At 64.1% G+C, this 19,391-nt stretch carries 18 protein-coding genes; 12 read left to right on the top strand and 6 right to left on the bottom strand.

The window, feature by feature from the left end; genetic code table 11:
- The 5 genes from FJZ36_12200 to FJZ36_12180 form a co-directional block, all read right to left on the bottom strand.
- The coding region (locus FJZ36_12200) for a hypothetical protein (GenBank protein MBM3215664.1) at positions 1-434 on the bottom strand (434 nt) is incomplete at its 3' end.
- Positions 435-661: 227 nt separating this feature from the next.
- The gene (locus FJZ36_12195; protein ID MBM3215663.1) at positions 662-1,633 is read right to left on the bottom strand and encodes a hypothetical protein; all 972 of its coding nucleotides are present in this window, start codon (positions 1,631-1,633) and stop codon (positions 662-664) included.
- A 33-nt stretch (positions 1,634-1,666) separates the two neighbouring features.
- Positions 1,667-3,724, bottom strand: coding sequence for a glycosyltransferase (locus FJZ36_12190; GenBank protein ID MBM3215662.1), 2,058 nt, complete (start codon positions 3,722-3,724; stop codon positions 1,667-1,669).
- Complete coding sequence (locus FJZ36_12185) at positions 3,682-4,128, bottom strand: hypothetical protein (protein MBM3215661.1); 447 nt, start codon at positions 4,126-4,128, stop codon at positions 3,682-3,684. Before FJZ36_12185 ends, FJZ36_12190 begins: the two co-directional genes overlap by 43 nt.
- A gap of 234 nt (positions 4,129-4,362) precedes the next feature.
- Positions 4,363-5,196, bottom strand: coding sequence for a J domain-containing protein (locus tag FJZ36_12180; GenBank protein MBM3215660.1), 834 nt, complete (start codon positions 5,194-5,196; stop codon positions 4,363-4,365).
- 3 nt (positions 5,197-5,199) lie between these two features.
- Between FJZ36_12180 and flgB the strand changes: the two genes are divergently transcribed.
- The 9 genes from flgB (at position 5,200) to FJZ36_12135 (ending at position 16,033) form a co-directional block, all read left to right on the top strand.
- On the top strand, positions 5,200-5,664 hold the full coding sequence (gene flgB / locus FJZ36_12175; protein ID MBM3215659.1) for a flagellar basal body rod protein FlgB: 465 nt from the start codon (positions 5,200-5,202) through the stop codon (positions 5,662-5,664).
- Between the two features lie 51 nt (positions 5,665-5,715).
- A complete protein-coding gene (flgC, locus tag FJZ36_12170; protein MBM3215658.1) occupies positions 5,716-6,141 on the top strand; it encodes a flagellar basal body rod protein FlgC in 426 nt (141 codons plus the stop codon).
- Positions 6,142-6,521: 380 nt separating this feature from the next.
- Positions 6,522-6,839: a flagellar hook-basal body complex protein FliE gene (fliE, locus tag FJZ36_12165; GenBank protein ID MBM3215657.1), complete on the top strand. Its 318-nt coding sequence runs from the start codon at positions 6,522-6,524 to the stop codon at positions 6,837-6,839.
- A gap of 154 nt (positions 6,840-6,993) precedes the next feature.
- Positions 6,994-8,385 (top strand): FliI/YscN family ATPase, encoded by a 1,392-nt coding sequence (locus FJZ36_12160; protein MBM3215656.1) that lies wholly within the window; start codon positions 6,994-6,996, stop codon positions 8,383-8,385.
- 367 nt (positions 8,386-8,752) lie between these two features.
- Positions 8,753-10,567, top strand: a complete 1,815-nt coding sequence (locus FJZ36_12155) for a flagellar hook-length control protein FliK (protein MBM3215655.1) — start codon at positions 8,753-8,755, stop codon at positions 10,565-10,567.
- 91 nt (positions 10,568-10,658) lie between these two features.
- Complete coding sequence (locus FJZ36_12150; GenBank protein ID MBM3215654.1) at positions 10,659-11,327, top strand: hypothetical protein; 669 nt, start codon at positions 10,659-10,661, stop codon at positions 11,325-11,327.
- A 142-nt stretch (positions 11,328-11,469) separates the two neighbouring features.
- Entirely contained in the window at positions 11,470-13,446 is a 1,977-nt protein-coding gene (locus FJZ36_12145; protein ID MBM3215653.1) for a flagellar hook-basal body complex protein, read from the top strand.
- Positions 13,447-13,508: 62 nt separating this feature from the next.
- Positions 13,509-15,221: a helix-turn-helix domain-containing protein gene (locus FJZ36_12140; GenBank protein ID MBM3215652.1), complete on the top strand. Its 1,713-nt coding sequence runs from the start codon at positions 13,509-13,511 to the stop codon at positions 15,219-15,221.
- Positions 15,222-15,397: 176 nt separating this feature from the next.
- Positions 15,398-16,033, top strand: a complete 636-nt coding sequence (locus FJZ36_12135; protein ID MBM3215651.1) for an Eco29kI family restriction endonuclease — start codon at positions 15,398-15,400, stop codon at positions 16,031-16,033.
- Here FJZ36_12135 and FJZ36_12130 read toward each other — a convergent pair.
- Positions 16,016-17,389, bottom strand: coding sequence for a site-specific DNA-methyltransferase (locus FJZ36_12130; GenBank protein MBM3215650.1), 1,374 nt, complete (start codon positions 17,387-17,389; stop codon positions 16,016-16,018). The two genes, FJZ36_12135 and FJZ36_12130, sit on opposite strands and share 18 nt — an antisense overlap.
- Positions 17,390-17,406: 17 nt before the next feature.
- On the opposite strand from FJZ36_12130, the gene FJZ36_12125 reads away from it, so the two are divergent.
- The 3 genes from FJZ36_12125 to FJZ36_12115 form a co-directional block, all read left to right on the top strand.
- On the top strand, positions 17,407-18,516 hold the full coding sequence (locus FJZ36_12125) for a phytanoyl-CoA dioxygenase family protein (protein ID MBM3215649.1): 1,110 nt from the start codon (positions 17,407-17,409) through the stop codon (positions 18,514-18,516).
- 66 nt (positions 18,517-18,582) lie between these two features.
- The gene (locus tag FJZ36_12120) at positions 18,583-19,005 is read left to right on the top strand and encodes a 4Fe-4S dicluster domain-containing protein (protein ID MBM3215648.1); all 423 of its coding nucleotides are present in this window, start codon (positions 18,583-18,585) and stop codon (positions 19,003-19,005) included.
- A 43-nt stretch (positions 19,006-19,048) separates the two neighbouring features.
- The coding region (locus tag FJZ36_12115; GenBank protein MBM3215647.1) for a hypothetical protein at positions 19,049-19,391 on the top strand (343 nt) is incomplete at its 3' end.

The following is a 19,391-nucleotide window of genomic DNA, read 5'->3' as shown; positions in this document are numbered from 1 at the left end:
ATGCTCGTTCCGGTCGTCGGGAAGAGCGTGATCCCGTTGAAGGTGATGCCCCGCATGATACGGTCCATCTCCTGAACGAGCTGGTCGGCTTCGACCTGGATGCCCTTCTCCCGCTGCGACGGCGAATAGCTCCCGTCCGCCGCCTGGATCGCCAGCTCCTTGAGCCGCGTGAGCATGCTCGTGAGCTGATCCAATCCGCCTTCCATCACCTGCAACAGAGTCGTCGCCTGCGCCGTGTTGCGGTTCGCCTGCTTGAGCGCGGCGATCTGGCTGCGCATCTGCTCGGAGACGAACATCGCCGCCGCGTCATCGGCGGCTTTGTTGATCCGCAAGCCCGACGACAGTCGCTCGATGGCGTTCTGCGTGTTCCGCGAGGTCACGGACAGATGCCGTTGGGCTTGCAGTGCCGAGATGTTGTTGTTGATCCGAAACATGAACGAATCTCCTCTTGTGAGAACATGAACGTCTCACGGTCAGCAGACACGCAGCCTGCCATCGTGCGCCGAACCACGATCCCTTCGACCCGCCTACTGCATCGATAGACCCATCCGAGCCGTGCGGTTCCCGCAGGACCTCCTCACGCGATGCCTGAGTGGACTCGTCTCTTCGCGGTCCTGCTCGTGCCAGCGTCCTCCGTCTCCGACCGTTCCCAAGCCGAACGCTACGGCGCGATCAGCGCCATCGCTCCCTGAGACAGCATCGCCGCCTGGAGGGCGACCGCCTGGTGCGGCACCGACAGGATCATCGCCCGCGTCTGCGTCAGCGCGTCCTGCGCGTCTTCGGACTCCCAGGCTCCGCCCATCCCCGCCACAGACCGGCGTTGCAGATCGCCCACCTGCTCCAGCACCGTGTACAGGCGCTCCTGGAAGGCGATCACCTTCGACTCGCGCTCCTGAACCGTCTGGATCGCGTCCTTGATGACCTCCGTCAGCGAGCGAGCGAACGCCGGTTCCCCAAGAGCTTCGGGCGTCAGCCCTGGCAGCAGCGTCGCTGGACGCGTATCCAGCAGAGCGAGATGGACTTCGCTCCCCGCCATGCCGTCGCCGATCTGGAACGTCAGCGACTGCTGCGCGCCGTTCAGCAGCGGAAGCCCACTGATCCGGGTCGCTCGGGATACCTCTTCGAGCTGCGCCTGGAGTCGTCTGGACTCCTCGATGAGCATCTGCCGCTCCGTCGCGCTGATTTCCGCGTCCGAAGCGCGGACGCTCAGTTCGTAGAGCTGCTGCAGGATGACCTGGACGTTCACGAGGCCCGCCTCGGCGACCTGCGCCGTCGTCGCGGCAGACGCGATGCTTTGGTTCGTCTGGCGCACGCTGCTCAACTCCGTTCTCTGTCGGTCCGTAACGTTCGGGCGACCCACAATGGTCATCTGGCTCGCCGTGCCGGTCGTCGTGCCCGGTCGGGTCGCCGTCTGGTGCGTGTCGAACCGGAGATTCGGCAGACGCTGCGTCAGCGCCGACACCGCCGGCGAGTTGTTATGAATCCGGAACATCGGGGTGCCCTCCCTCTCATTGGGGGCGACTCGCGTTCCTGGGAGGCTCATCGCCTCGCAGTCGAGCCAGCCGAACGCGACTCGATCCTGTCTGGATACGTTCCGGGAAGCGCGACGCTCCCCATGTCGATTTCGGTTCATGTATCAAGTCATCCACGTCTGCCAGCGCCGGTCTCATCGCGGCGCCGTCTGCGACAGCACCGGTGCGGCTTGCGTCAACACTCCGCGGATCGCCTGGGCGATCGCGCCGAGCTTCCCGGAGCCTACCTTCTGGGCGTTCATCTGGGCGTTCCCAGATGAATCTTTTTCCCGTTCCGACGCGGACCCGGAATCTTCTTCCTGCTGCGAAGACCAGAACGCTGCGTCCATGAAGCAGTCCAGCATCGGATGATCCGCCCTCAGCTCGGCGTCCCAATCGGACGAACCGCGAACGCCGATCTCCTGCAGCCGTTCGCGCAGCTCGCCGAACGACTCCCGAGCCGCAGCCCACTGATTCGTCTGGAGCGCCGTCAGCACCGCGATCAGACCCGCGTCCCACTTGCCCGAGTGATCGCGCCAAAGGCGCCGAAGCCACGGGAGCGCCTCGCCGGGACCCCCGTGCAGGATGAACAGGTTCGCGGCGGCTTCTGCCACCGGAACGGATTCAGGGTCCAGCGCCAGAGCCTTCTCCGCCCAGCGAGCGGCGCCGTCCTTCCGCTTCATACGCAACATCCATTCCACCGTCCGCAGAGTCAGACTCACCGCGTCGGGAATCGCCTCCAGACCCCGGTCGAGGGTCTCCTTCGCGGCGAGCATCTTCCTCAGTCGCATCTGGCTCAATGCGATGCCGTCGTAGAACTTGGCTTGCGTGCGGGCGCGCTCCGCCTCCGACATCTCGGCGCCGGTTCCACCCCGGTTGTCCTCGGACGCCGTGGTCTGCCTGCGTTCCCGCAGTCTCGCCACCACCTGCTCGAAGACATCCAGCCCCAGCTCGAAGGACGCGAGCGCCCGTTGAGGGTCGTCCGCCGACAGGTAGGCGTTCCCCATGGCGACGTAGTACTCGAGGTACTCGCTGTTGATGTTGAGCGCCTTGCGGAGCTCCTGAGCCGCGAGAACCCACTGTCCCTTGTGTTGGTAGTAGGCGGCTCGCATGGACGCCATGTCGAAATGCGCCTGCGTCATCGGGATGGGGATCGCGTCGAGGACGATGCCGTGGTACTCCGCCTTGATCAGATGGTCGTGAACCTTCTCCCAGTCCTTCAGGTCGTAATAGGACCGCGCCAACAGGAGGTGCCCGACGCCGAGCGTGGGATGGACTTCGACGATGCGCTCGTAGCAGCGTTTCGCCTCCGCCGAGTCGTCCGCGTAGGAGTAGACGATCCCCCGAAGGAGCAGATATCGGTAGAAGGAGTCGGACTGGATCAGTCCGCCGTCGTCGATGACCTTGGCGAGCAGGTCCACCTGCTCGCGGGCTTCGTCGATCCGTCCCATCGGCACGAACTGCATGACGAGTTGGAACCGCGCGCTGACATCGGACGGGTCCGCTTCGAGCATCTTGTTGAGGAGTTCGAGATTGCGCTCGAACTTCGCGGGCATCACGGAGGAATCCATGTAGCCCGTGTGGATGATTTCGACCGGCGAGTGCTCCAGACGCGCGCCCAGATTGACCACGCTGTCTGCGACTCGCTCGTGGACAGCTCCTTCGAACGCGATGCCCGGCCGGTTCGGCAGCAGGCGGATCTGCAGCAGGTTCTGATCGCCTTGCCACGACGCCCCGTAGCTCCGCAGATGGCAGAAGAACGCGGCATCCCGCTTGGGATACCGCACGATGATCTTGCGGATCAGGTCGATCTCGGAGGGAGCCACTCGGTCGTCGCCGTCCAGCCAGAGCATCCAGTCGGTGCGGGCATGCCGGATGGACTCGTTGCGCGCGGCGGAGAAGTCGTTGATCCACGGGAAATGGTGGACCTCGGCTCCGTAGCGCTGGGCGATCTCCGGCGTCCCGTCATCGCTGCCGGTATCCACGATCACGATCTGGTCGAACTTGCCCTGGAGCGGTCCGAGCAGCTCCGGCAGGTTCTCCGCCTCGTTCTTGACGATCATGATGAGCCCCAGAGTCGGGCGGTAGAGGTCTCTCTCGCGCCTCTCCGGGGATCGACCGGTTGTTGCGTCTGTCTGCGAACCGTCCGCCATGGTCAGGCAGTTTCCCTTCAGGGTGAGTCGACGTCCTCCGCGTCGTCCGATGTGCGCCATGCGCCGGCGCTTCCGATCTCCTCACCCGACACGCCTTCCGCGAGCCAGTCTTCGAGCAAGTCCGCGACCTGCTGGGCGCACGCGCCCATGTCGTCGTGACCTGCGCCATGGAGGAGCGTTCCGATCTCCCGGTAGCCCTCGCAGACCTCGTGAGGCAGAGACGCCTCGCCGAGGCTCTGAAACGCGCGGTATTGTCCGATCAAGCCGTTCAGGCGTCGCTCTTTGGCGTCGTAGAGCGCCAGTTCCAGCCGCATGCGAATCCAGTCGAGCGCCTCCGGGAGCTCGATCAGCGCGTGCAGCCAGGGATGCGGCTGATCCGTCGCCCGACGTTCGTCGGAACCGACGGTGCGGATCGCCAATCCGTCGTGCGCTGCGATGCCCACGGAGTGAAGTGACGACGCCATCTGTCCGGGTCCTTTCCTGCGACTCGCGCCCATTCGAGCGACGAGACTCCGACCCCTATGTGGAACACACGGAGTTCTGCGCTGCCCATTCAGCAAAGCGCATGCCAATGGCGTCGGGGCGGTTCGGAAGCCGGGCGGATGCCGTCGTCGCGCCCTTCTAGGGCAGACGGACTCTCGGAGCCCGTCGCGGCAGCGGGTCATTCGGACGCCGGAACCTTTTTCCGAACGGGTCGGCTAGCGGGAAGTTTTTTCTTTGATCGGACGAGGGGAAGGGGCGTCGGATGCACCCTTGCGGAAGAGGAACCGCCGAAGCGAGCGCTTCGCCTGCTCCAGCCGGTCGTCCGCTCCGGCGAGGACGTTCCGCAGGCGGGTTCTCGCGCGCAGTTGGATGCGATGGTGGCACGCGCCGCAGCGCATTCTATAGAGGTCAGCGCCCTTGGGGACGCGGCTGGGACGTCCGCAGTGCTGGCACTCGACGACGCGGACACCGTCGGGAAGGGGGTCGCGCGGCTTCTTGGGCTTTGCCGGACCCGCCGGTTGCTGCGCCGTATGGCGGGGACCCCGGCGAGGTCGATCCGCCCGCGCACCCGGACGGGACGCCGAGCGAGCCTCGGAGCGGTACACCTCGTAACCCCGTTCCGGTTCCTGGGGTCGCTGTCCGGCGGTTCGTCGGTTCGGCGATGGGCCCGGCGGCGGTTCCGGTCGAGGTCGACTCGCGGAGGCGGTTCTCCGCTCCCGGTCGTAGTCGGCGCGCGATTCCGCCACGGACAGCACTTGATAGGCTTCCAGGACTTGGCGGGTCTGTTCCGCCGCCCATTCCTTCTTGGAAGGGTTGTGGTCAGGATGGTAGCGCTGGAGGAGGAGCCGCTTGGCGCGCTCGATCATCTCGGCGCTGGCTTGGGGGTGCACCTCTAGGATGAGGTAGTAGTCCTTCGATGCGTTCATCGGCGTTCGGGGTCCGCCTTCTCGAGGTGGGTTCCAGGGAACCGCTCTCGGCGTATTCTGGTGGCACGAAGATTGCTGCACTGACCGCCGGAACGCGCACCGCGTTCCCAACTGCATCGACATTATATGCCATCACGCGCTCACCGAGGAATCGCTCGCCGGTGCCACCCGACGGTCGTTTCCGGGCGCGACAGCCTCAGGAAGACCGGCTCCATGCAGAACTCGATGTTCGACAACACCGTGTCGCTCCTCGCGACCACGATGGACTACGTGTTCCGGCGTCACGAGATCATCGCCGAGAACCTCGCCAACGTGGAAACGCCCAACTACATCGCCAAGGACATGCCCTTCCAGGCGGTCCTGAAAGCCGCGATGGATCGGGCGGAACGCCAACCCACCGAGAACCCGCGCTTCGCAACGCCGCAGGTTCTGTGGGACGCCACCGGCGAGCTCCGCACCGACGGCAACAACGTGAACGCCGAGAACGAGATGATGAAGCTCACCAAGAACACCGTCCTCTTCAACGCGGTGTCCGAGCTCGCCAAGTACAAGTTCACGACGCTCAAGACGGCGATGGCTCCGGAGCGATAGCGACCGGCAAAAGATTCCCATCTCGCCAGCGCACCGGGAAAGGATTTCCGCATGCCCGCGTTCTCCGCCATGGACATCAGCGCTACCGGGCTCTCCGCCGAGCGCTTCCGCATGGAGTTGATCGCTCAGAATCTCGCCAACATGAACACGACGCGCTCGCCAGAAGGCGGGCCCTACCGCCGCCGCGAAGCGGTCTTCTCTTCTGTACAGGGCGGCGTCTTCCGCGACCGGCTCGACCAGGCGTCGCGGGGCGTTGCGGTCGTCGATGTCGTCGTGGACAAGTCCGCGCCCAAGCTCATCTACAACCCGAACCATCCCGACGCGGGCCCCGACGGCTACGTGAAAATGCCCAACATCAACCCCGTCAGCGAGATGGTCAACATGATGGCTGCCTCGCGCGCCTACGAGGCGAACGTCGCCGCCGTCGCCAATTTCAAGCAGATGATCGACCGGGCGATCGCCATCGGTCAGGTCTAGCGCGCTCCCCATCCGTCGCTCCCGCGGAAGCGGGAGCCTAGAGTCCTGGGCACGGGCTCACGCGTGAAGCACCTAGACGCGGGCAGCGCCGGAACCCCACTCCCGCGCGAGAGCGCGAAGCAAGGGACTCTGGATTCCCGCTTTCGCCGGAATGACGAGAGTAGGGAGCGGGAATGACGGAAACAGGAAGAAGGATGGATGAGAGCAGGGGCGAGGTGGGCAGAGGATGGCAGAGCGGTCGTGCGGTAGGTTCGGGCTGCTGGCACGTTTCGTGCTTTGGTGTCGGCGACGACTCGGAACGAGTCTGGTGAACGGAACTCGACAATCGCCTGCGCAGTGCTTCCCCTAAGTCACTCCGCGCGCGTGTCGGAGATAGCAGAATGACGACCTCGGACATCACACTCGCCTCGCGAATCGCCTCGGCGCAGCTTCAGGCTGCCGCCCCCAAGGGCGAGGGACGTCCTTCCGACTCGGAGGGCGCGTCATTCGCGGAGGTACTTGCCGAGTCCATTCAGAAGGTGAATCATCTCCAGAAGGAAGCCGACGAGGCGATCCAGGGCTTGGCGACCGGCGCGCGCCCCGACGTGGCGCAGACGATGGTCGCCGTCCAGAAGGCATCGCTCTCGTTCCAACTGATGGCGCAAGTGCGCAATAAGTTGGTTCAGGCTTACGAAGAGGTGATGCGAACCCCGATGTAACCGGCTCCTGTGAGCCGCTTCCCGTCATGGCATGGGTCGTTCGCGCCCTCCAAAGTCTTGGTAACGCGCGGAGACCTGGCACATGACGCCTGACAACAACTCGACCATCGGGACGACACCCCCCGCTCCAGACACGGCATCGATGCCCTCGTCCATGCGGGGGCTGTCCATGTACTTCGACGGCGCGCCGCTGGACACCATCCGCGCTGGAGGGCGGATCGTCCAGAGCGTCGGATTGACACTGGAAGCCGTCGGGCTCAACGCCGCGATGGGCGACCTCTGCTACGTGTTCCCCCTGCGCCACCAGACGCCCGCCCTCTCGGACATCCTCGCCCGAAGCCCGCGCCGCCCTTCGGAGCTATTCGTCGCTCAAGGCGCGATCTGGGTGCAGGTCGTCGGGTTCCGCGAGGATCGGGTCATCCTGATGCCGCTAGGCGATATCGAGGGCGTCCGTCCCGGCGATCTGGTTCTGTCCAGCGGCGCGTCTTTCCGCGCGCCGGTCGGCAAGAACCTGCTGGGGCGCGTTCTGAACGCCCTGGGCGAACCCATCGACGGGAAGGGACCCGTCCATGTCGAGGGTTGGAGACCCATCTACGCGGAGCCCCCGGACGCGATGCGGCGAGGCATCATCGAGGAACCCATCGCCACCGGCATCCGCGCCATGGACACGCTCCTGACCGTCGGACGCGGGCAGCGCATGGGCATCTTCTCCGGCAGCGGCGTCGGCAAGAGCATCCTGATGGGCATGGTCGCGCGGAACACCGAGGCGGATGTCAGCGTCGTCGCGCTCATCGGCGAACGCGGGCGCGAAGTGCCTCAGTTCCTTAAGGAAGACCTCGGCGAGGAGGGCTTGGCGCGCTCGGTCGTCGTCGTCGTGACATCCGACCAGCCTGCCTTGCTCCGACTGCAGGGCGCGTATCTTGCTACGGCGATCGCGGAGTACTTCCGCGACAACGGAAATCAAGTGATGTTCATGATGGATTCCGTCACTCGATTCGCGATGGCGCTCCGTGAGGTCGGACTCGCTTCGGGCGAGCCCCCGACGACGCGAGGCTATCCCCCGTCGATGTACGGGCGGCTCCCCAAGCTGCTCGAACGCGCGGGACCCAGCGCCGAGTCCGACGGAAGCATCACCGGCTTCTATACGGTTCTCGTCGAAGGCGACGACCTCAACGAACCTGTCGCCGACACGATGCGCTCGCTTTTGGACGGTCACATCGTCCTGTCGCGCGACCTGGCGAACCGGGGTCACTACCCCGCCATCGACGTGCCGCGAAGCATCTCGCGGCTGATGATCCAGGTCACCGACGCCGCCCACCAGGCGGCGGCTCAGCGCGCCAAGACGCTGCTAACCACTCATCGCGACGCCGAGGACCTCATCCAGATCGGCGCGTACGTGCCCGGGTCCAACCCGGATGTCGATTTCGCCATCGAGCACCTGGACGACGTGAACGAGTTCCTCCGGCAATCCATCGGGGAGCACGTCACCTACCAGGAGGCTCAACGGCAACTGCTGTCGCTCCTGCCGCCGCAGCCCGACCGTTAGGTTCGGGCGTAGCGGGTACGGAGCGCAACCCCCTGAACGGGGGATTGGGAATTGATCGTCTCGCCCGCCGCATTCGCGGTGAGTAGCGTGACGCATCACAACGCATGGTCAGTTACTTTGGAGACTTCGTCTTCCCCCCACCTCAATCCTCCCCCACGCTTCGCGGGGGGAGGAGGCTATGTCCCCTCCCCCTTGCATGGGGGAGGTTTAGGGTGGGGGTTGGACAAACCGACAATTCACTGTCACTGACCACTAGCCGGAATGAGGACGCGAGGCGTCGTCCCGTCCGGCGATACCGGCACTCGGGTCTCCCCATTCGGGAGAGGCGCGCGAGTGGCGGCACTCTACTCATCGGAAGGCGGATCGTATGCCGATCACTCAACAACCTTCCATAACGCTCATCGACGCTCTGCGTCCTCGAGGCGCGCCGTCGTCGAGCGGGCTCACTGCCTCGCGCGGTTCCCCCGGCGAGTTCGAGGGAGCCCTGAAAGCCGCTGAAGGCATCGCCACGGCGGGTCGGATCGCCCCGGCGACTGGCCCCTCCCTGCCGGAGGGCTCCGGCAGCGTGCAGCCAACCGGCGAGGTCCCGCGTTCCGGGCTCGTCTCGGAGCCCAGCGGCGTCGCGGGTTCCCCGGAGGCGATGTCCGCTGAAGAAGCGGACGCGGCGGCTCTCGCGGCGATCCTGGCAGGAGTGGAGACGGTGGACGTCTCCGCGCCCGCCGACTTCGACGAGGAGGCGCTCCTGGCGCGGCTTGCCGCCCTGGAGGCGGAGGAAGCGTTCGCCGATCCGGACGGAACGCCGAGCGCCGAAGCGATGAGCCTCGCGCTCGCCGCGAGCGTTGCGCCGACGTCCATGCCGACGCCGGAATCGAGACCCGTCGCCGGAACCGAACCGTCCCTGACGGCGCTCCTGAACCGAGCTTCCGACGGGCACTCCGCGATTTCAGCGACGACGGTGAGCGTGGCGACATCGACGGAGGAAGCCATTTCCCTCGTTCGATCCGGGACTGCCGTTCCTGGAAAAGATTTCCCGACACTGACCATCGGTGGGGAACGGATTTCCAGCCAAGACCTGTTGCAGGCGCTGAGCGCCGACATGTTCGGCGACGAGGACGCGGAGATGGCTCCCAGCCCGTGGCGGCTGGGCGCTGCGGCGGTCGCGGAAGGCGAGAACCGCCTCGGATCGCTCGCCGGCTTGGCTCTGAACGCCCGTGGCGGCGCGGCTGCGGTGGGCATCGGCTCCACGATGGGCTCGGAGCCCGGCGATGGGCGGCTCGCCATGCCGCTGACGGCGGCGATGCTCGCGTCTCAGGGCGCGAAAGGCGTCCCGGCGACACCGGTTGGCACGCTTCCTGCTCTGCAAGGCGCAGATGTCATTCACGCGTCATCACGGGGCATGGCGTCCACGGGAACCACGAGCCGCGAGAGCGCTTCGGGGATTCTCGGACAGACGCCTCTCCAAAGGGCGCAGCAAGCGATTCAGCGACGCGCCGCTTTTTCCGCATTCCTCGATCGGAGTGCGGTGGGTGAGAGCGGCAACGTCCCGACGAGGTCGGAGACAGCTCTCCGCGTTGGAGATTCGAGCCGGTTGGCTCGCGAGCTCTCCCGGTCGATGGACGCCTCGGTCGAATCGTTCGTGCGCGCCGAGCGGTCGCGGACGCGGACATCCGTTGCGAGTATGTCGCCACGGAGCAGCCAGCAGGCTGAATGGGAGTCGCACTCGAGCACGGCGCAAGCCGGCGCTCACGGCGCGACGCCTCCACCGGCGGCGATGGCGGCTCCTCCGGTGACCAGCGCAACGGTCGCGTCGACGCCTCAGGCGTACGCGCCGCTTATGGAGTACATCGCCACCGAGTCGCGGCGGCACATCAAGCTCGGCAAGCGCGAGTTCCGGATTCAATTGAACCCGGAATCGCTGGGAGCTGTGGAACTCGAAGTGGTTCTGGACGAGGACGTCTTGACGGTTCGGATCAAGGCGGCGTCGAAGGAATCGCAGAAGATCCTAGAGGACCACATCCGCGAGTTGGAAGACGCCCTCAACCGCCAGGGGATCGGCATGGACGCCGACCTCCCGTGGAAGGGGTCTGACGGTTCCGCGAGCCGGGCGAATTCTAGCCGTGCGATAGACTTGCGGGCGGCAATCTGGGCGCGATCGTGGCGTCCCGGTGTCACCGTGCGATGACGCTCGCTTGACGACGAGTTGTGGACTCGAGTGTCCTGAACCGGCGGCTTCACGCCGTCTGAACGCAACCTGAGACGGAAACGGGATCACGATGCCTTCTGTCGACGTTGTATCGACGCTGAACCAGCAATCGCTCTACGGATCGAGCAAATCGGCTCCGCAGTCGGGGCAGAAGCTCGGCAAGAGCGAGTTCATGTCGCTGCTGATCACGCAACTGCGTCATCAGAACCCCCTCGAGCCGATGGACAACGAAGACTTCATCGCCCAGTTGAGCCAGTTCAGCTCGCTGGAACAGCTCGAAGGAATGCGGCAGTCGGTCGACGAGTCGGTGGTCCTGCAGCGGTCTCTCGGACAGTCCATGGCGGTCGGTCTCCTCGGCAAGCAGGTGACGATTCCGGGCGAATCGATCTCGCTGGGCAGCAGCGGATCAGCCGTCCTGGGCTACACGCTGGACGAGGGAGCCGATGTCCGCATCGAGATTAAGAACGTGCAGGGTGCGGTGGTACGCACTCTCGCACCTGGTGCCCAGCCAATGGGCAACCAGAAGGTCATCTGGGATGGCAAAGATGACCGAGGTAATGCCTTGCCGGAAGGCAATTACACGTATCATGTCCTTGCAGTGGGCGGCGGAGACCGCCAGGTCTCCGTCTCGCCCTTTTTCGAGGGACGTGTCGACAGTGTGCGCTTCTCCGACGACGGCATTCTCCTGACCATCGGGGGCATCGAGGTCCCCATCTCGAAGGTTCGCATGATTCAGTAACGTCCCGGACAGTTGGAGAGTTGGAGGCGCTTTCGAGTCGAATGTGGCAGTGGGTCGTCGCGCGGACGGGGGCTCCTCTGTGAGCGCTTCCTGAGAACGCGGCTCCTTGGGCTCCCGAAGCTTCGTTGGAGGAAGACACACCATGATCGGTTCGTTCATCTCCGGTCTTTCCGGCATCAAGTCGAACCAGACGATGCTGGAAGTCATCGGTAACAACATCGCCAACGCGAACACCGTCGGGTTCAAGTCGTCGCGGACGACCTTCTCCGACATTCTAAGCCGCACCGTCCAGTCGGCGACCGCGACGCGCGGGCCCATGCAGGTGGGCAGAGGCGCTCAGGTCGCTGCCATCACGACCCTGACCCAGCAGGGAGGTCTTCAGGAGACCAATCGCGAGAGCGACCTGGCGATCCAAGGGCGTGGCTACTTCATCGTCTCCAACGGGGAACGCGACCTCTTCACGCGCGCCGGCGGCTTCGTCATCGGCGAGAGCGGGCATCTGGTGACCCTCGACGGCTTCCGCGTCCAGGGCTACAACGCCACCAACGGCGTCATCCCGCCCGGAGCCATCCGACGCGACATCAAGGTTCCCTCCGAGCCGATTCCTCCGCGCGCGACGAGCCTCATTGGGCTCTCCGGCAACCTCGACGCCGCCACGAAGGTCTTCGCCACCGACATCAACGGCAGAACCCTCGAAATCGGCGGACGCGACGGCGTCATCGGTTCCGCGCTCTCCGGCTCCATCGGCCTCGCTGACAACGGCGCGACGATCACCGTGACGGGCGTGGCGACCAACTTCACGACGGCTCTCACCGTCGGCGACCGGATCAGCATCGACGGACGCCTCTACTCGGTGGACGGCATCACGTCCGACACGGAACTGACGCTGGGTCGTCCGACGATCTCCGGCACGATGGAAGTCGCCGCCAACTCGAACATCCTGCTCGGCACGGGAACCCAGTTCTCGCGTGAGCTGCGGGTCGGCGACACGCTGACGGTCGACGGTCAGGAGGTCAAGATCGCCTCCATCGACAGCGATTCGAAGATCACGCTCGCCACGCCGGCGACTACGGCTGTCGCTGCTGGCACGCCGATCACCTTCGGGACGACGGCGGGCATCGCTGCGGTGTCCGGTGGACGTGCCGAAACAACGGTGCTTCCGGCTCGCACGACTCGACTGTTCGAGGTTCCGCTGAACCAGTTCCCCGTCGCCCAAGAGGAGACGATCAACGTCCGCGTCAAGAACCTGACGACGGGCGCGCAGACGGTCGTCTCGATCCAGGGCAACAAGACGCTGGCGGACTTCGAGTCGGCGGTTCAGGCGAAGGGCTTCACGGGCTACACGCTCAACGACGCCAACTTCCGCCTCTCGAAGCTGGACGCCGCGAACGGCGCCGCGACGAGCTTCCGCGCCATCGACTCTCAGGGCACGACGCACACGTCCGTGATGACCTTCTTCAAGACCGACGTGCCGAACACGTGGGTCTGGCAGATGAACATCCCTGACACCACGGGGCTGACGCAGAACCCGGCGGCGGAGCTCGGCGCGAACTCCCAGGGAACCATCGAGTTCACCGAGGACGGCGCGATCAAGAGCTTCAAGAACTCGCTCGGGTCCGAGCAGTTCACCCTCGCGTTCAACGCGAACAACAACGCGAACCCGATCTCCATCGGGTTGAGCCTCGAAGCGGTTCAGGCGATGACGCAGTTCAACCTGAAGTCGGATGTCGGCGTGAGCCGTAACAACGGCGCGTTCTCCGGCGAGTTCCAGTCCTTCGCGGTCGAGCGGGACGGCACGCTGTTGGGGACGTTCTCGAACGGCGATGTGAAGGTCGTCGGTCGGGTCGCCGTGGCGGACTTCGTGAACGCGACGGGACTGACGCGCGTCGGCGCGAACCTCTACGCCAACACCGAGAACTCCGGCGAAGCGATCGTCAGCATCGCGGGAGAGGGCGGGTTCGGTTCGATCGTCTCCGGTTCGCTGGAACTGTCGAACGTCCAGATCGCCGAGGAATTCACGCAGATGATCCTCGCGCAGCGCGGCTTCCAGGCGAGCGCGAACGTCATCACGACGACCGACTCTCTGATGAACGAGGTCATCAACCTGAAGCGCGGCTAGCCACGCGCTGAGCTGATGCTGACCTGATTCGGTAACGACGAGACCCCCGATGCCTCGCGGCGTTGAGGGTCTTTCGTCTGACAGTCATGTTCCGAGATGGCGGATGTCGCAGTCTGCGATCCATCCGAGAGCATACCATCATCGTTTGCTGGCAATACCGGTTCTTGACAAGTGCTGCCAAGTATTGCATACTCTTGCATGCCACCGCGAATCGTAAGGAGCAGGGCGTGAGTGCGTGGCTGACCACATCACAAGCCGCGGATTACCTCGGCGTCAGTGTCTCGACTCTGTACCGCATGGAGGCGAAGCGCCTGGTGGAGCCCATCCGCACACCAGGCGGGCAGCGTCGGTTCTCGACGGAGGAACTGGAACGCTACAAGCGCGCCAGCCGAGAGATTCAGGCTCCGCAGAATCCAAGCCAGTACAAGACCATGGCTGAGCATCCAGCGAGCCCGCGCGAGAGACAGCTTCGGTTCGGAATACCGTTCTCATCGTTGCCGGCGGAGCTCTCAGGGTGCACGAGCGATATCACCAGCCCCGCGATTCGGGAATGGATGAGGGAGTGGGACTTCCGCGGCGCTAAGACGAAGACGGCGACCCACGGTTTTCACACGTACCCCGCGATGTTCATTCCGCAGGTAGCGCGGAAGCTCATCAACGCCTTTACACAGCCCGGCGAGACGGTTGCCGACATCTTCTGCGGCTCGGGCACGTGCTTGGTCGAGGCGCGACTGCTGAACCGTCCCGCTGTAGGCATCGAGCTGAACCCCCTCGCCGCGTTGATCGCCAAGGTCAAGACGACCCCGATTGATCCGGTCCGGCTCCGTTCGGCGCTGAATCAGGTCGTTAAGCAGTGCATGGCGCATCCGCGCGCGCCGATTTCGTTCCCGGCTTCGTCGAACATGGACTTTTGGTTCCCGCAGGACAAGAAGGAGGAGATCAACGCCGTCAAGCAGGCAATCGCAGCCCTGGGCGACCCGGACTTGATCGACTTCTTCCACGTTTGCCTGAGCGAGATCGTCCGTTTCGCGTCGTTCACGAAGAACGGCGAGTTCAAGCTCGTTCGCGACAAGGGCAAGATCGAGCATGGCGTTCGCTACGACATCGTCGAGGGCTTTACCGAAGTCGCGCGGCGCAGCATCGCCGGGATGGCGGAGTTCTACGCCAACGCATCCGACGCGCCGACGCGGCTCATCCACGGAGATTCCACGGCGGCGGCTGACATCGAAGATGGCTCGGTTGCGCTCATCCTCACCTCACCCCCGTACGGCGACAGCCGCACGACAGTCGCCTACGGGCAGTTTTCCCGGCTGTCGGCGCAGTGGTTCGAGTTGATTCCGCACGACCGAAAGGACATCGACACGGCGCTGCTCGGCGGCAAACCGAGCCCATCACTAGAAGACCCGGTATTGAGCCGTTCTGCGACGCTACAACAGTGCGTGAGGCTAATCGCGCTGGAAGACGAGAAGCGGGCTCGAGAGGTGCTTGCGTTCTATCGCGATCTGGAGCGGGCATTCGTCCACGCCGAGCGCTATCTTCGACGTGGCGGGCACTTCGCGCTGGTTGTGGGAAACCGCACCGTCAAAGGCGTACAGCTAAAGACCGATACGATCATCGCCGAACTGGGCGAGCACCTTGGCTTCGTAACTCGCGGTATTCTCTTCCGGTCGATTCCCAACAAGCGGATGCCGATGGAGAACAGCCCGACGAACGTCGTCGGCGCCAAAGCAGAGACGATGCATCGCGAGAGCATCGTTATTCTGGAGAAGGTGTGAGGAACGGCTTCGCTCAGCGGCGCCGGTGCGTCAACACGATTCCGTATATTGCGACGCCGGGGATCGTGCCTTGACGGATGAAGCAGCGGGCTGATGCACGGTGTGCATGCTACCGCGTGCGCTATGTTTCCCGTTGAAGCAACTCGGGCTCCAAAGAGCGACGATGTAGGAATCGCATGCCAGTCGACATCCAGCTCCATACGTTCCGCTCTGACGCGTTTCCGGCCGTCGTTCGCGAGGCCGCTGAGTTCATGAGCACGACGCCAGTGCATGGCCTCCCGCCGAGCGAGCCATTTGCCGGCAGTGGCGTCTACGCTCTGTACTACACGGGTGCACACGACCTGTACGCACCGCTATCGTCCAGGAATCGTGTCGAAGCGGTCTATCCGATCTACGTAGGCAAAGCCGTCCCCAGAGGCTGGCGGACAGCGCGACGTTCGACGACTCGTAACCAGGAGGAACAAGCCCTATTCAGTCGGCTGCGTGAGCACGCAAGGAGCATTGCCCAAGTTGACAACCTGGACGTTCCGGACTTCGGATGCAGGTTCATGATCTTGGCAGGGAGTGAGACGGACCTCATCGCGCCTGTCGAGTCGGAACTGATTCGGCGGCACATGCCTCTCTGGAACACCGTTGTCGAAGGCTTTGGCATCCACCATCCTGGAGGAGGGCGATCAGGTCAGGCAAGGTCGATGTGGGATGTCCTGCATCGGGGGCGACCGTGGGCGATCGATCTCACTGGTGAACCGCTGTCCGAGGGCGCAATAGCAGAGAGAGTCCGAGACGTCCTTGCGTCACTGGGGTTTTCGTAGCTCTATGACCGCCTCATAGAGTTGGGTCGATTGCCTCGCCTTGCCGACGCGGACTTCAGAGCGAATGATGCTGTTGCCAACACGTGTCTCGCGCGGGACTTCGATCCCCTTGAGCACCAATCCGCCTGCTTCGGCGATCTCGCCAAGATACTGATCCGTGGGAAGATGGATGCCCTGGAGAATGCTGTTCCCGATGACGATCAATGCTGTACCGCCTGGCTTGAGGGCATATCGCATCGCCTCAACAAGGCGATGGCAGTCGTTGAAGTAGGTCGCCGCGTAGTTTGCCCACCCGTTCCCTCCATAGACGCCTTTGGCAGCGTTGAGGCCGCGTAGCTCCTCAAGTTGCTGCGGCAATCGACTTCTGGGCAGCTCGAAGCAAAGATCAACGGGCTCCAGGTCTCGCACTGTCTGCCAATACGTGCCGAAATTGGCGCGCTCGAGCGTTCGGAAGTCTTCCGTGGAATCAGCGAGGCCAAGCCAGTAGAGATGCGGGCGAGTGTTCCGGTTGTAGTGGTAGTTGTTCAGGTACGGCGGCGAGGTAATGATCACATCCACACATTCTGGCTCAAGATGACTCCTGACAGCAAAGAATGAATCATGTACCACGCGTGCCCGTGCAGTCGAGGTTGGTCTTGCCTCTCTGAACCACCTGATGTCCGATACGATCTCCTGAAGCTTGCGGAGGAGCTCTCCCCCAACGTCATAGTCCTCGATCTCCTGCCTCCCTGCGCTTGCGCGTCTACCCAAACTCGGTTCGTACGAGTAGTTGGAGAACGCGACCATCCTGGAGGCAAAGGCAAGCCGAAACACGTCTCGTACGGCTTCGTCGTCGATGGTCTCGACAAAGTCGCAGAAGATCAGCACCTTGCGCAAGACGCAGGGGCTATAGAATGGGCTTCGAGTGGCAAATCGCTTGGGTGGCTGCGACTGAGGCGTGTAGCTCCCGGTCACCCGTTCGTAGTAGAAATCGGAGAAGGAACGGCTGTGGTTCTCAAGGGACTTGTCACAGATGGTGTGCGCCTGTGTCTTGACGCGACTGGCAAGCACGGCATACGGGTTGATCTCGAAACCGATGGCTTCGTGCCCTTGCAGCAGGGCCTCCACCAGAGTCGTCCCCACGCCGCAGAATGGGTCCAACACCGTACCCGCGTATTCCAGTCGGTCTGACAATGCCCTGGCAACAAAGGAACTGCCGAATCCCGCGATCCACGGAACCCACCGATGGACGGGAAGTGTCTTGTTCCCGGCAAAGCTTGGGTCGCTGAACCCAGTGCCATTCCGGGGCGCATGTCTGCCATCGTCTGACTCGAACAAGCTCAGCTGCAAGCCCATCGGATGCATGGCAATACCCATCCTGTTAGCTTTTCGTCATGATATATGATACGCCACATGGTACCCAAGCAGCATTTGTGGACGATGCCAATGCTATCGTTCCCACCAGTACGGAGTTCCGTCCTCGGCGGCGCGCCTTTGTAGAAACGTGCATCCGCCGCGCGGAAGGTACGCATCGCCGCGTCGCGGTGTCCGTGTCTGACGGCGTGTATTCTGTGTCACACGGACTCGTACGGCAATCCCGACCCAAGGCGATGAGCACACAACGTCGTCGCTTCCGCGGGAATGACAGAGGGAAGCGGGGCCACCGGGGATCGAGGCGCGGCTCACGTCCCATTGCCCCCCGCCTCCTCCCCGGCTATCGTTCCCTCCGACCGGCCCGACCCATACCGGAAGGTGACTCGATGGACATTCACGCCCATTTCCAAGAACACGGCTTCTACATCGCTCGCGGCGTCTACTCCCCCGACGAAGTCCGCGCCATGGAGGCGGACTTCGACCGCATCGTCGACCAGCTCCTCAAGAGCGACGAGGACGTCAACGCCCGCTGGGGAGCCGGTGACACGGTCGTCTACCACACGCATCAGGTGCAGGTCTACTCCGCCGTCTGGCTCCAGGCGATCCAGCACCCGAAGTTCCTCGACGTCGCCGAGGCGATCCTGGGTCCCGATATCATCCTCCACCACACGAAGCTGTTCCAGAAGCCGCCGGAGGTCGGGGCTCCCTTCCCGGTTCATCAGGACTGGCAGTACTTTCCGACGGTGCAGGACACAATGATCGCCGGCGTCATCCACGTCTCCGAGGCGACCGAGGAGATGGGCTGCTTCCGCGCGTACCCCGGCACGCACCAGTACGGTCGGCTCGACGGCATGATGGGCGGCGGGCAGAACCGCGAAATCACCGACCAGTACCCCATCGAAGGCGCGACGCCCTGCATCGTCGAGCCGGGCGATGTCGTGTTCTTCCACTACTTCACCTTCCACGGCTCCATGCCCAACCGCTCGCAGAAGACGCGCAAGACGGTTCTCGTCCAGATGCACGCGGGCAGCGACGAAGTGGAGCCGGGGAACCGTCACGTCTACTCGCGCCTGGCGCTCCGGGGATGGAACCACCTCGCCAAGCGTTCCACCGGGAACATCGCCGGCTGACGTTGCCGTCGTCGGGCGGATGACCGTAGAATCCGCCGACAGCGACAGGTGACTGAGGAGCGTTCGATGGCATTCGTCATTGCCGAGCCGTGCGTCGACGTCAAAGACACCGCCTGCGTCAAGGTCTGTCCGGTCGATTGCATTTACGACCTCGAGGGGGAGAACCAGCTCTACATCCACCCGACGGAGTGCATCGACTGCGGCGCATGCCAGCCGGAATGCCCCGTGCAGGCGATCTTCCCGTTGTCCGACGTGCCCGCGCAGTGGGCGTCTTACATCGAGAAGAACGCCAAGGCATTCGAGGGGCGTGAGATTCACGCGTCGGCTACAGGCGGCGGTTCCGACGGCGTCGCGGCTCCCGCCGCGCCCAACGAGCTTGACGCGATCCGCAAGCTGCTCGAACAGGTCAGCGCGAAGAAGCTGGCTCCCGAAGCCGCGCTCGAACAGGTCGTCCCGGCGCTCAAGAAGCTGGGAATCCACGTCGGCTAGCCCGCCGGACCTCCCCGGCGGAACCGCCGAAGGGAGCGAATCGATGGGCATGTCGCCGCGCGAACGCATGACCGCCGTCCTGTCGGGCGAACCGACGGACGCCTTCCCGGTCGTCATCCCCTATCTCGACATCTTCCTACGCGACCACTGGCGCGAAGTCACCGACCTGCCCTGGTGGGCTCCGTGGGACGGCGACATCGAGACGCACCTGCGGATCGCCCGCGATCTGCAGCGCGCCGTCGGCGTCGATTGGGTACCTGTCTACGGCGGACACTCGCGCGCGTGGCGAGAACGCCATCGGATCGAGCTCCGCAGCGGCGAGCCGTTCCTCGTCGATACCGAGTCGGACGCGGCGCATCGGTTGACGGAGCCGCCGGTCGGCGGGG

This window comes from Candidatus Poribacteria bacterium, from assembly GCA_016866785.1.
Taxonomy (GTDB): Bacteria; Poribacteria; WGA-4E.
The sequence above is the reverse complement of the archived record's forward strand: the minus strand, read 5'-3'. Positions and strand labels throughout refer to the sequence as shown.